Genomic DNA, 13112 nt, shown 5'->3' with positions numbered 1-13112 from the left:
TCAGTGCGCGCATAATCGACTCGTGACCGCACACATTCGCCCTGACCTCGCCTCCATCCCCGCCTACGTTCCCGGACGCAATTTTCCGGGTGCGATCAAGCTGGCGAGCAACGAAACGACAGTAGGGCCGTTGCCCGGTGTGCGTGACGCCGTCGCCGACGCGGTCGCCAATGCCAACCGCTACCCGGACAATGCCGCGGTCGCACTCATCGAGGCGCTGGCCGCCTTCCTGAAAGTCGAGCCGGCCAACGTCGCCGTTGGTTGCGGTTCCGTGACGCTGTGCCAGGAACTCGTGCAGATCACGTGCGATCAGGGTGACGAGGTCATCTACGCGTGGCGTTCGTTCGAGGCCTACCCCGTGGTCACTCAGGTCGGCCACGCCGTCTCGGTCAAGGTTCCGCTCACCGAGGACTTCGGCCACGACCTCGATGCGATGCTGGCCGCGATCACCGACCGCACGCGGTTGATCTTCGTGTGCAACCCCAACAACCCGACCGGCAATGCACTGTCGAAGGCAGAGCTCGAGAGCTTCCTCGACGCTGTGCCGGCTCACGTCGTCGTCGCACTCGACGAGGCGTACTTCGAATACTCACGCTCGGACGCCGACGGCATCGAGCTGTTCCGCAGCCGCCCCAACGTGGTTGTTCTGCGCACCTTCTCGAAGGCGTACGGCCTCGCGGGAATCCGCGTGGGTTACGCGGTCGCGGATCCGGAGATCATCGTGGCCCTCGGCAAGGTGCACACCCCGTTCACCGTGAGCGCTGTCGCGCAGGCCGCCGCAATCGCTTCCCTGGCTGCAGCAGACGAACTGCTTGCCCGCACCGAAGGTGTCATCGCCGAGCGGACGCGAGTTCGAACCGCTCTGATCGAAGCCGGGTACACCGTCCCCGAGTCGTCGGCGAACTTCGTCTATCTCCCCCTCGGAGAACTCTCTCCCGCTTTTGCTGAGGCGAGTACCGAAGCGGGCATTCTGATCCGCCAGTACGGCGTCGAGGGCGTCCGGATGACCATCGGCGATCCACACGAGAACGACGCATTCCTCGCTTTCGCGAACACCGACGTCGCGAAGCAGGCCGCGGGCATCGGCGTCACCGCGTGACACTCGATACATAACTGTTACGCCGAGGACTGGAATTCGTTTCGGCAGACGGGCACACTCAGGGAGGTTCGAGGCCGGTCCGAGTGAGGGAGCACGACGCATGACGCGACGCATGACACGAACGTGTGCCGTGCTCGCAACGACCCTTCTCGCCACCACCGCGACCTCCCTGAGTGGCGTCGCCAACGCAGAGTCCCAGGACACGGTGTCGGTACGTCTGTTGGCGTTCAACGATCTGCACGGCAGTCTCCGCCCGCCGGAAGGTGTTCGCAGCGAGATCAGGCAGGCCGACGGCTCGCTCACTCCCGCAGGTGGCGCGGCGTATCTCGCTGCTTACGTGACGCAACTTCGCAGCCAAGCCACCAACTCGCTGCTGTATTCGGTCGGTGACAACTGGGGATCGTCGGCGCTCGAGTCGGCGATGTTCAACGACGAACCGACGGTCGAACTCCTGAACCGGATGAAGATCGACGCTTCCGCGATCGGCAACCACGAACTGGACAAAGGGCTCGCCGAGTTCCGTCGCATGCAGTCCGGCGGTTGCTCCGCCGTCGATGCGTGCACGTTCAGTCCGTCCTTCGGCGGCGCCAACTTCCCTCTGATGGCCGCGAACATGACGTACACCAACGGCGCTCCGGCCACGCTGCCGTTCACCGTGAACATGGTCGACGGCATTCCGCTCGGAGTCATAGCGATTTCCCCCGCCAACACGTCGCAGATCGTGACACCGGGCGGGATCGCCGATCTGCAGTTCGGCGACGAGGTCGAAGCGATCAACCGCACCGCCGACGTCCTCGACTTCTTCGGCGTCAAAGCCATCACCGTCCTCCTGCACCGTGGGGACGAACCGGCCGTCGAAGGTGGGCCCAACGACTGCAACGTCGAGTCCGGCCCGGCCCGCGACATCGCCCTCCGCGCCTCACCGAAGGTGGACGTCATCTTCACCGCCGACAGCCACCAGCAGTACAACTGCGAATTCCCTGATCCCGCAGGCAATCCCAGAGTCGTGATGCAGGGCGCTTCGCACGGCCGGATCGTGTCCGTCGCAGACGTCACCATCGACCGCAACACACGCGAGGTCGTTCGCGATCAGACGTCCGCGTTCAATCAGATAGTGACACACGATATTTCGCCGGATCCCGATATTCAGGCTCTCGCCGACCGGGCCTGGTCGGAGGCGTCGGACAGCGCTCAGCGGCCGGTGGGGACCATTACCGCCGATCTGACACGCGACCGCGTCCCCAGCGGCGAATCGACACTCGGCAACCTGGTCGCCGACGCTCAACTCGCCGCCGGATCGACACGAGGCGCCCAACTAGCGTTGACGAACCCCGGCGGCATGCGCGAGGACTTGGACTTCGGCACTTCCGGCCAGGTCACCTACCGCCAGGCCTACGGTGTTCAACCCTTCGGTAACAGCCTCGAGGTGCTCTCCGTCACAGGAGCGGTGTTGAAGGACGCTCTCGAACAGCAATTCCAGATCGACCTCGACGGCACCGCTACCGAGCGCATCCTCTCCCCGTCCGCGGGCTTCACCTACGCCATGGACCGGCGAGCAGCGCCGGGCTCGCGAATCTCGGAAATGCGTCTGAACGGGCAGGACATCGCGCCCGACGCCGTCTACAGCGTCGTGGTGAACAAGTTCCTCGCCGAGGGCGGGGACGGCTTCACCGCACTGAAGAACTCCACCCAGATGACCGGTGCTGGCAACGACCTCGACGCCTTGACCGCCCTGTTCGCAGCCGGGTCGCCGGTCTCGCCACCTGCCACCGACCGCATCCGCACCATCGGCTGACTAGGCATCCCCGCGCTCGATTGCCTAGTCTCGACGGGTGATCATCGCGACCCATAACGGCAAGTTCCATGCAGACGACGTCTTCGGCGTATCGCTGCTCAAGCAGCTGTACCCCGACGCCACCGTCGTTCGCAGCCGTGACGAGTCCGTCCTCGACAGCGCGGACATCGTGCTCGACGTCGGCGGTCGCTACAACCCGGCCGAGGGACGCTTCGACCATCACCAGCGTGATGCCGGCGAGCGCAGCAACGGCATCCTGTACTCCGCCTTCGGTCTGCTCTGGCAGGAATACGGCCTGCAGTTCTGTGAAGGCGACGCCTCCGTGTTCCGCCGTATCGACAGCCGACTGGTCGAGGGCATCGACGCCGTCGACAACGGCCAAGAGATCTACACCCTCAACGACTACGGCACCAAGCCTTTTGATCTGTCGTCCGTGCTGGACCTTTTCAATCCGATCTCGTCCACCGACGAGGAGTTCGACACCCAGTTCGAGCTGGCCGTCGTTCTCGCAACCCAGGTCTTGATTCGCCTGCGCGCCAAGTATGCCGGCGACGCGGCGGCCGAGCGCGAGTTCACCGAGACCTACGAAAAAGCAACGGATCCGCGCTTCGTCGTGCTGGAACGCTTCGTTCCCCACGGCCGCGCCGCGTCGGCCCAGCCAGAGCTGCTGTTCACCATCTTCCCGAACACCAACGGCGGCTGGTCGATTCAGACGGTCAAGCCTGCTGACTCCAAGTTCGGTTCACGAAAGCTGTTGCCGGAGCCGTGGCGCGGCCTGAACGGCTCGGATCTTGCCGCCCAGACGGGCGTCGACAGTTCGGTCTTCTGCCACAAGGCCGGGTTCATCGCGGCTGCGCAGACCCGTGACGGCGCCCTCCAATTGCTCGAACTGGCACTGGCCGAGTAGTTCTCAGCTCACATTCCCAGCGCCGTCTTCACCGTCGGCCAGGAATCGTGAAGCGCGTCTTGCCAGTACGGCCACGAATGGGTGCCGTCGTTCCGATACGCGAACACTGCGGGAATCGACAACTCCCCCAACCTCGCTTCGAACAGTTGTGTGCACGTATTAGCGAGCGCCTCGAGCGGTCCGCCTTCGATGGCGGTCTGCAGTCCACTCGGGGTGAAGACGTTGTCGTATTCTCCGGGCGCACCTGTACCGGAGGACACGTAGATCGTCTTCCCACGCAGCGTTTCCGCGTTGGTGGACGGGTCGTGCTTTTGCCAGTCGGGGTCCGACGCCGGGCCCCACATGTTGGTGGCGTCGCCCGCCTTGCTGGCCACGGTGAGCCGCACGGAATCCTGCGAGGACGATTCGGAGTTGTCGAGACAGCCACTGTACGAGGCCAATCCGGTATAGAGCTTCGGGTGATGTGTGATGAGGTTGGCCGCGCCGAGCGCACCCATGGACACCCCGCCGACCACATTCGTCCCATTTCCGGAAAACGCAGAATCGATCAACGCCGGAAGCTCTTCAGCGAGAAACGATTCCCACTTGTTCACACCGAGGTTCGGATCGTCGTTCTTCCAGTTGGTGTAGAAACTGCCGGTACCGCCAACAGGGAGAACGACGTTGACGTTCTTGTCGGCGAAAAACGCTTCGATGTCGGTCTTTTGAGTCCAGGTGCTTTCGGAGTATCCGGATTCCGAACCGGCACTGACGCCGTCGAGTAGGTAGAAGGACGGACGCGAACCGGCACTCGACGCTGGATGCAGAACCTGCACTTGCACCTCGCGCCGCATGGCCGGCGACTCGACGAAGACGGCACTGCGTGTGGGCGACAACTGCTCTATGCGATTGATATGAGCCCCGGCCTGACCGGCCGAATCTCCTGGTGGGTTTTCAGGTGCCGGTTCGGCATACGCCACTCCGCCCACGACAAGCGCGAGCACGACCAACACAATCCCGACAAACCCAAATCTCCGCATCCGTCAAGCGCCCCCTGAGCATCGCACGACTACCGCTGACCCTCGATTGGACAGGACGAACGTCCCGGGGTCAACCCACTGGTTGGGATTTATTACTCGCGGGTATCCAATGGAGTTGGACAGTTCTCCACCGATGCACACACAGGTGTGGATAACTTCATTCACATCCACTTCCCAGTTGTGCATAACCTGTGGACAAAAGGATGAATTACAACAGAGTTATTCCTCCTACCTGCAACGATTCGTTTCCCCACAGTGTGCATAACTCTGTCGAACAGGGCTCGCGAGACGCCGGTTTCCGGGCGTGTCCATGCAGTTCACACCGCCGCGCCACTCTTTGTTCACAGGCCCGACACCACCGGCCGACAATGCTCCCCACCCCGACTTCATACTTGTTGCATGCTGACCGCTCTGCTCGCCGCCACAGCTGTGCTCGCCCTACTGACTCTGGTCCCCGGGCCCGACATGGCCGTCGTGACGCAGGCTGCTCTCGGCGCGGGCAGATCCGCCGGTTTCCGGGTAGCGGCCGGCATCGTCTCGGGCCTTCTGGTGTGGGGTCTGTTGACCGTCCTCGGGCTTTCGGCGATCCTCGCCGCGTCGGCCGAGGCGTACACGGTGGTCAAGCTCGCCGGCGCGGCTTACCTGATCTATCTCGGTGTGCGAGCACTGTGGGAGAGCCGGACGTCGCGGATGCAACACAATGCCGACGCTCCACGATCGCAGAAGGCCGGGACATGGAAGACGGGCTTCACCACCAACCTGCTCAACCCCAAGATCGCCGTCTTCTACACCGGACTGTTGCCGCAGTTGGTTCCGGCCGGGTGGCCGACGGGACCGTCGCTTGCATTGCTGGTGCTCATCCACGCAGCCATCACCATCGTGTGGCTCAGTGGCTACGTGGTCCTTCTCTCGCGAGCGCGTAGCACCTTCGAAAAGCCCCGAGTGCGACAGGCACTCGAGCGCATAACCGGAACAGTTCTTCTAGGATTCGGAGCGAAGATCGCGCTCGAAGCGCGCTGAGACGGCAATCGGAAAAGAGTAGACAGTGGGCGCGTGGGGATCGGGACCGTTCGAGAACGACGGTGCAGGGGATTTGATCGCGTCCATCGGGCACGGTGACTTCACCTTCGAATCGGTGGAGTGGGCATTCGAGGACGACTACCTCGAGGTGGACGGCGGCCAAATCGCCATCGCCTTGCTCGAATTGGTGCTGATCGTGCGCGCCGATCACAAGCGCGACCCCGCCACCGAAGACCTCGATCTCGATTCCTTCACCGCGGCCCTGACCAGCGAACGGCTCACCTGGTTGATCGAAATGGTGGAGCGCACCATCGCATCGACCGATTCGGAACTGTTCGAATTGTGGGACGAGCAGGGACCGGAAGAGCTTGCGTCGTGGCGAGTTCCCGTCGTGGACGGTCTCGAGGATCTGCGCGTTCTGTCGGTCTGATTCCGTCACCGCTCCATCACGTTTACTTATCGGGCCACAACGGTTCGGTCTTGGTCAGATTCCCTGGTAGGACCCTATGGTCGAACGGATCACCGAGTGAGAACTGTGGCTCGTCGACGACGGGAATCCACGCTCACCCCGGACCCAGGAGCAGACCATCATGGCGACTTTCGTTCCGGCTGCGCGCGTCGACAGAATCAGGGAGTCGCCGAGTGTGGCTGCCGCACAACGAGTGCGCGAGCTGAAGGCCCAGGGCCGTGAAATACTCGACCTGACCGTCGGGGAGCCCGATTTCGACACACCCGACAACATCAAGTCTGCGGCGATCACTGCGATCAACACGGGTCAGACCAAGTACACCGCAGTCAACGGCATCCCGGCTCTACGCGAGGCAATCGCAGCACGCGCGGCTTCGCGAACCGGAATCCAGTACGCGGACAACCAGATCACCGTCGGCGGCGGCGCGAAACAGGTCATCTTCCTCGCTCTCATGGCGACGGTCGAAGCCGGCGTCGAGGTTATCGTTCCCGCCCCTTACTGGGTTTCGTACCCGGATATGGTCCTCGCTCACGACGGAACTCCGGTGATCGTTCAGTGCGAGGAGTCCGACAGCTTTCTTCTCACAGCCGAAGCACTATCCGCTGCAATCACTTCGAACACCAAGTGGGTCATCCTCAATGCCCCGGGCAACCCCACCGGATCTGTGTACACCCGCGAGCAGCTGCAGGCCCTCGCCGAAGTGATCGAGGCCAATCCCCATGTCAGTGTGTTGGTCGACGAGATCTACGACGAGATCAACTTCGGCGACGCTCCGATCCCGAGTCTGCTGCAGGTCGCTCCGCACCTCCGTGATCAGGTACTGGTCACCAACGGAGTCTCCAAGTCTCATGCCATGACCGGGTGGCGACTCGGATACGGACTCGGAAATTCCGGATTGATCGGCGCCGTCAACAAACTGCAGGGTCAGAGTTCTTCCTGCCCGTCCTCGATCAGCCAGGCCGCAGCCGTGGAAGCCCTTACCGGCGACCAGAGTTTCCTCACCGAATCCGTACGAAGTTACCGACGACGACGCGACCTCTCGGCTCACCTCCTCAGTGTTGTCCCCGGGCTCGAGCCCGTCGTGCCGCAGGGTGCGTTCTACCTGTTCGTCAACTGTGCCGGCTTGATCGGCAAGCAGACCCCGGATGGCACCGTGATCGAGTCCGACCAGGATCTCGTCCTCTATCTCCTCGACGAGGCGTCGGTTGCCACCATTCAGGGTTCGGCTTACGGCGCATCGCCGTACTTCCGTATCTCCTTCGCCACCTCCGAGGCCGTCCTCGAAAAGGCCGCGGCACAGATCGCCGCGGCAGTCGAACGCCTTTCCTGATCTTTCATACTTTCTGGAGTACAAGATGATTCACGTCAAGACGAAAATTGATCGCGCGGACAAGGACCTGATTGCCGAACTGGGGACGTTCTCCGCGGCCACGATTCACGAGGCACAGGGACGTAAGGGGTCGCTGCATCCGGCGATCAAACCGATCGACCGCGACATGAAGTTCTGCGGCTCCGCCTTCACAGTCAAGTGCCATCCCCGTGACAACCTCATGCTGCAGGTTGCGATCAGCTACGCACAGCCGGGTGACGTCCTGATCGTCTCTTCAGGTGATCAAGCCGCCGGCCAGTTCGGCGATGTCCTCGCCAATGCCTGTGTTGCGCGCGGCATTACCGCACTGGTCACCGACGGCGGAGTGCGCGATACCCGGGAGATCCGCGAACTCGGATTCCCCGTCTTCTCCAAGCACGTGTACATCGAGGGAACCGTCAAGGAATCTCTCGGCCCGATCAACCATCCCCTGGTCTTCGGAGAACAGGTCATTTATCCCGGTGACGTCGTCAAGGGTGACTGCGACGGCGTTGTCGTGGTCCGCCGCGAGGAGGTTGCCGAGGCAATCGAACTCTCGCGTGCCCGTGACGAAGCCGAAGCCGGGTATATCGAGCGTTACAAGCGGGGAGAGACCCCACTCGAGGTGAGCAATCTGACTGCTCTGCTGGAAGCCAAGGGCCTGGTGGTCGAATAACCTGCTGTGCGCCTTTATTAACCGCCCGCGGTTAATAAAGGCGCACAGGGTCGAAGGACTCAGAACCGCAACAGCACCTTCCCCGACACCGAAGCATCCTTGGCGACTGCGAAGGCTTCCAGAGCTTCCTCGACCGGATATTCGTGTGTGAGAACAGCATCGACAGCAAGCGAACCGTCGGCGAGGGCGAGCAGCACCTCGTCGATTTCGTCGTTGAAGCGGAATGAGCCCACCAACTCCAACTCTCGCGTGATCGCCAGCGAAATGTGTACCGGTTGAGGTCCGGACGGAAGAAGCCCGAGCATGACCACCCGTCCACCGCGCGTCGCCCCGCGAATAGCGGATTCGAGCCCGCGATGATTGCCGGTGCACTCGACGACCACGTCGGCATCGGATGCGGCGACTGCCTCGGCGTCGGTGGCCTTGAGAACCCGATCCGCACCGAGCGTCGACGCGATCTGCAGCGGAACGTCGTGCACGTCGACCGCGGTGATCGACTGCGCGCCTGCTCGTTTGAGCACAGCCACGACCAGTGCGCCGATGGGTCCGCAGCCGACGACCAGCGCCTTCTTCCCGCGTACGTCTCCCGCTCGCGAAACAGCGTGCCAGGCAACGCTTGCCGGTTCGGCTACCGACGCAGTCCGCAGGTCCAACCCCTCGGGCAGTTCCCGGAGCATGCGCGTCGGGAGCACTGCGTATTTCACGAAGGCGCCCTCGGTGTGTGGGTACTGCGCTGCACTTCCCAGGTATGTGCAGCAGGGCGAGAGGTTGGGCCGATCGCTCGGGAACCGAGGCGCGGTCCCACCGGGCGTTGCGGGGTGTACGGCCACGGAAGTTCCAACTGCCGGCCCCGTTCCGTCCGCCGCGGCCGTCACGACCGTGCCGACCACCTCGTGACCGAGCAGCATCGGTGCCTTCAGAATCGACTCCCCCGCCGCGCCGTGCGTCCAGTAGTGCAGATCTGATCCACACACACCGCCGTAAGCGATCTCGATCACTGCCTGCTCGGCGGTCGGCGCAGTCAACGCAACATGCTCGACCCGCAGGTCACCTGCCGCATGGGCCACCACTCCGAGCGTCGTTTCCGGTAGTACAAAACTCATGATGCGCTCTCTCAGTCGTTGCGACGGATGAAGTCGAGGCCACCGGGCACCTGGAAGGTGGGGAGCACCTCGATGAGACCAAGATTGACGTGACCAGGGGCGTCGATCGCGAACTCGATGGTATCCGCGATGTCCTTGGTAGTGATGGATTCGTAGCCTTCGTAGAAGGTCTCCCACGCTTCCTTCATGGCTTCGGGCGTGCCGCCGAGGTTGCGACCGAAGATCTCGGTCTCGACCCGGCCGGGGCAGATCTCGGTCACTCGAATCCGCTTGCCGATGCAGTCGTTTCGCAGCTGGCGCGAAATCTGGTGCACCGCAGCCTTGGTCGCGTGGTAGGCAGTGTGGCCGTAGAAGTTGTACAGGCCGGCGATGGAGCTGATGTTGACGACATGACCTAGATCGCGCTCCACCATTCCCGGCAGCAGAATGCGGCACAGGTGCAGCACCGCACGAAGATTCACGTCCACCATCGCGTCGACCGATGCTTCTTCGGCGTCGAGAATGTTTCCGGTTGCGGACACCCCCGCGTTGTTGACGAGGATGTCGATCTCCAGTCCGCCGACAGCTTCGGCGAGCGCGGCGGTGTCGGTGATGTCCACGGGCAGAGGGATCATTCCGGTGCGATCGGCAACCTCACCGAGCTTGTCGGCATTGCGGGCGACGCCGTAGACCGTCAGTCCGCGCTTGGTGAACATCTCGGTGACGGCGGCACCCATTCCGGTGTTGGCGCCGGTGACGAGAGCTGTGCGGTAATCGGAGAAAGGCATTGTGTGCTCCTACAGGAAGAAATTGGTATGACCCGGCGGCCGCCGCGGACTGCAGGCGGCCACCGGGCCGGATCAGGAGTGACTCACGCGAGAAGTCACAGAGTGTCGCGTAGCGGAACGTGGGCGCGATCGGTGATGGTGCTGACCGCGATCAGCGTGCCGATTGCAGTGATGACCGCGTAGAAGGCGGGAACGTAGATACCGAATTCGGGGATCAACCAGGTCATCAACAACGGTGCGGTACCACCGAAGAGTGCGGACGAGATGTTGTAACCCAAACCGTAGGCGGAGTAGCGAACCCGCGTGGGGAACAGTTCGACGATCAGGATGTGGATGACGGCTGTGTGCCCGGCGAAGATCACTGCCATGAGGCAGGCACCGAGAACGGCGAGGCCGACGTTGCCGGTCACGATCATGGCATAGCAGGGGATCGCTCCGATCGCCATTGCCGCAGCTGCACCGGCGATGACCTTCTTGCGACCGATCCGGTCGGAGAGAGCACCCATGAACGGAATCGCGAAGCAGATCGCGACCAGGCTGGATGCGGTGACGAGAAGCGCTGTCCCGGTCGAGAATCCGATCTGATCGCCTTTGAGGAACGTGGGCATGTACGAGAACAGAACGTAGTAGCCGGAACCATTCATCAAGGGGATGAACAGGGCGAGGATCATGGCGCGACGGTGTTCGGGAGTGGAGAATGCTTCCTTGAGCGGATTGCGCGACAAACCGCCGGATTCCTTGAGCCGCTCGAAGTTCGGGGTATCGGAGATCGCGCGGCGGATGTACCAGCCGATGATTCCCATCGGAATGGCCATGAGGAACGGGATGCGCCACGCCCACGATGCGAGTCCGCCGCCGTTGATCGCGTCGGCGTTGAGCCACGGCGACATGGCAAACGCGATCATCGTTCCGGTCAGCAGTGCGAGGAACGACGCGATCTGCGCGTAGCTCGTGATCAAGCCGCGCTTGCCTTCCGGGGCGTGTTCGGCGAGGAACGTCATGGCGCCGGCAGCTTCACCACCGACGGAGAATCCCTGCACGATCCGCAGAAAGATCAGCAGTGCCGGTGCCGCGATACCGATGGCCGCGTAGGTGGGCAGCAAGCCGATACCGGCGGTCGCCACGCTGATCAGCATGATGACGAACACCAACATCTTCTGTCGACCGATCCGGTCGCCGAGGATGCCGCAGACCACCGCGCCGAGGGGCCGAACGAAGAACGAGACCGCGTAGCCGGCGAACACCAGCATCAGCGCGTCGCTCGACTTCGATACGTCGAAGAACACGATGGCCAGTGCCGTCGCCATGAACGCGAAGACACCGTTGTCGTAGAGCTCGACGAAGATGCCGACGCAGCCCGCTGCGACGACTTTCCGGACCTTGCGCGGGTCGGCTATCTGGCCGTCTACCGCTTCGATGGTGTTGGTCATGCTGTCTCCAAAATAGACGCGCGGCGCGGAGCGCTCGCGGGGCGTGTGGTGCCGACGTGGCTCGGTACTCGGGCTTCCGAGGTGTGAAGAGGTATCCGGAGGGTGGTGAATACGTTCTCCACACGCCGCCTCAGCAAGGCGATGCGGTGCTGCTGTTCGCGGTGCTCTGCAACCGCCGTTGCGACGCTGCAGTTCCGGAATCGGACGCGGTGCCCGGGTCGGGCCTGTCCCAGCTGTGAGAGTGAAACGGTGGTGACGACTGCCAGCACCGGATAACCGGCGGTGACGCCTCTACCTCGATGCAGGACCAGAAGTTCGTTGCCAGCGGGTACTTCGACGGCACCGATGGGGACGCCGCGCGAGAGGACCTCGCCGGTGCCGGTGCGCTGTGGGAGCGGCTGCTCATCGGTAGATGCCAGCCGAAGCCCGATGTGATTGCTCTGATCGCCCACCACGAATTCGGTGCCGAACAGCGCGGCTGCACTCTCCCCGAAGTCGTCGATGTCGGGGCCGTCGGTCACCTCGAGCGTCCACACGTTGCCGAAGGACGGTCGGTCGGGCAACAACCGGAACAGCGGTAGCCGGAAGACCGGGTGGTCGATCGGCGGGCAGTCGGTGTCGACGACCAGCGTCTCCCCCGCGGTCAAGTGACGGCCGAATCCGAGGACCTGGTCGGGAGCGCAGCTGCCCAGGAGGTAGTCGGCCGTCAGCTCTCCGTGGACGGCGACGTAGACGCGCAATCCGTCGTGGATTCCGGTGACGGCAAGCCGCTGACCGGCTCGCCAGACGATCGGTTCCCACTGCGGTTGCCGATGTCCGTCCACCGTCACCGTTGCGGGTGCACCCGTGACGGCGATCAGCAGATCCGTGGACGCCGACGCTGAAAAGTCGAGGGCCGTCAACTCCAGTAGCGGGGCCTCGCGCCTACTACCCACCAACGCGTTGGCGATCTCCGCGCTGATCTGGTCGGCTGCGCCGCCCGTCGCCTGACCGAACTGTGACGCCGATCCACGCCCCAAATCCTGGACGGAGCTGATTCCGGGAGTCAGGACGGTGACGGTCTCAGCCATGGGGATCACCCCCTACGGGCAGGAGCGAGCGTCCGTCGAAGTCGTCCCAGCGATCGGCGTCGATCGCACGGAAGACGAACAGATCGCCCGGGCGGTAGGCAGAAATCTGCTCCGACGCCGGATCGACCAAGATGAGCGGGGTCCGGCCGATCACTGCCCAACCGCCGGGCGCAGGCCTGGCCGAAACGACTGCCTGACGTCCGGCCACCGCAACGGAACCGGCCGCGACGTGCGGTCGCGGGCTCGATCGGCGCGGGATGGGAAGGCCGAACGCCGGGCCGTCGAGCATCGGGGCGCCGCCGGGTGAGCCGTAGCAACGCATGACCAACGGGGCTGCGGAGTGAAGGCGCACCACTTCGGCTTCGGTGACGCCGAGAAACCGCGCTGTATCACCCAGGTCCGGGCCGTG

13 protein-coding genes are annotated in these 13112 nt (G+C 63.3%); 7 read left to right on the top strand and 6 right to left on the bottom strand.

What is annotated here, in order from left to right:
- Window positions 1–22: 22 nt before the first annotated feature.
- From hisC to YH3_RS03415, 3 genes are all read left to right on the top strand, one after another.
- Window positions 23–1099, top strand: a complete 1077-nt coding sequence (gene hisC / locus YH3_RS03425) for a histidinol-phosphate transaminase (RefSeq protein WP_064442983.1) — start codon at window positions 23–25, stop codon at window positions 1097–1099.
- A gap of 100 nt (window positions 1100–1199) precedes the next feature.
- A complete protein-coding gene (locus YH3_RS03420; RefSeq protein ID WP_030535773.1) occupies window positions 1200–2894 on the top strand; it encodes a bifunctional UDP-sugar hydrolase/5'-nucleotidase in 1695 nt (564 codons plus the stop codon).
- Between the two features lie 37 nt (window positions 2895–2931).
- Window positions 2932–3801, top strand: coding sequence for an MYG1 family protein (locus YH3_RS03415; RefSeq protein ID WP_003943978.1), 870 nt, complete (start codon window positions 2932–2934; stop codon window positions 3799–3801).
- A gap of 8 nt (window positions 3802–3809) precedes the next feature.
- On the opposite strand, the gene YH3_RS03410 is transcribed toward YH3_RS03415, so the two are convergent.
- Entirely contained in the window at window positions 3810–4820 is a 1011-nt protein-coding gene (locus tag YH3_RS03410) for an alpha/beta hydrolase family protein (RefSeq protein ID WP_030535774.1), read from the bottom strand.
- A gap of 399 nt (window positions 4821–5219) precedes the next feature.
- On the opposite strand from YH3_RS03410, the gene YH3_RS03405 reads away from it, so the two are divergent.
- The 4 genes from YH3_RS03405 to YH3_RS03390 all read left to right on the top strand — a co-directional run bounded on the left by YH3_RS03405 (window position 5220) and on the right by YH3_RS03390 (window position 8333).
- Window positions 5220–5840, top strand: a complete 621-nt coding sequence (locus tag YH3_RS03405) for a LysE family translocator (protein ID WP_007731691.1) — start codon at window positions 5220–5222, stop codon at window positions 5838–5840.
- A gap of 25 nt (window positions 5841–5865) precedes the next feature.
- Entirely contained in the window at window positions 5866–6270 is a 405-nt protein-coding gene (locus YH3_RS03400) for a DUF4259 domain-containing protein (RefSeq protein ID WP_007731693.1), read from the top strand.
- A 160-nt stretch (window positions 6271–6430) separates the two neighbouring features.
- Window positions 6431–7639: an aspartate transaminase gene (locus YH3_RS03395; RefSeq protein WP_064442982.1), complete on the top strand. Its 1209-nt coding sequence runs from the start codon at window positions 6431–6433 to the stop codon at window positions 7637–7639.
- Window positions 7640–7664: 25 nt separating this feature from the next.
- Window positions 7665–8333 (top strand): 4-carboxy-4-hydroxy-2-oxoadipate aldolase/oxaloacetate decarboxylase, encoded by a 669-nt coding sequence (locus YH3_RS03390; protein ID WP_007731695.1) that lies wholly within the window; start codon window positions 7665–7667, stop codon window positions 8331–8333.
- 59 nt (window positions 8334–8392) lie between these two features.
- On the opposite strand, the gene YH3_RS03385 is transcribed toward YH3_RS03390, so the two are convergent.
- The 5 genes from YH3_RS03385 to YH3_RS03365 all read right to left on the bottom strand — a co-directional run.
- Window positions 8393–9436, bottom strand: a complete 1044-nt coding sequence (locus YH3_RS03385) for an L-idonate 5-dehydrogenase (RefSeq protein ID WP_064442981.1) — start codon at window positions 9434–9436, stop codon at window positions 8393–8395.
- A gap of 11 nt (window positions 9437–9447) precedes the next feature.
- Entirely contained in the window at window positions 9448–10203 is a 756-nt protein-coding gene (locus tag YH3_RS03380) for an SDR family oxidoreductase (RefSeq protein ID WP_007731698.1), read from the bottom strand.
- 95 nt (window positions 10204–10298) lie between these two features.
- Window positions 10299–11633 carry an MFS transporter gene (locus tag YH3_RS03375; RefSeq protein ID WP_064442980.1) on the bottom strand — a complete coding sequence of 445 codons (1335 nt, stop codon included), beginning with the start codon at window positions 11631–11633 and terminating at the stop codon, window positions 10299–10301.
- Window positions 11630–12703: a biotin-dependent carboxyltransferase family protein gene (locus tag YH3_RS03370; protein WP_042447693.1), complete on the bottom strand. Its 1074-nt coding sequence runs from the start codon at window positions 12701–12703 to the stop codon at window positions 11630–11632. Before YH3_RS03370 ends, YH3_RS03375 begins: the two co-directional genes overlap by 4 nt.
- Window positions 12696–13112 (bottom strand): carboxyltransferase domain-containing protein (locus YH3_RS03365; protein ID WP_154100291.1); only part of this gene is annotated, 417 nt, incomplete at its 5' end. The genes YH3_RS03365 and YH3_RS03370, both read right to left, overlap by 8 nt.

This window comes from Rhodococcus sp. YH3-3, from assembly GCF_001653035.1.
Taxonomy (GTDB): Bacteria; Actinomycetota; Actinomycetes; order Mycobacteriales; family Mycobacteriaceae; genus Rhodococcus_F; species Rhodococcus_F qingshengii.
Note: the sequence above shows the minus strand (reverse complement) of the source record. Positions and strands in the feature narration are given on the sequence as shown.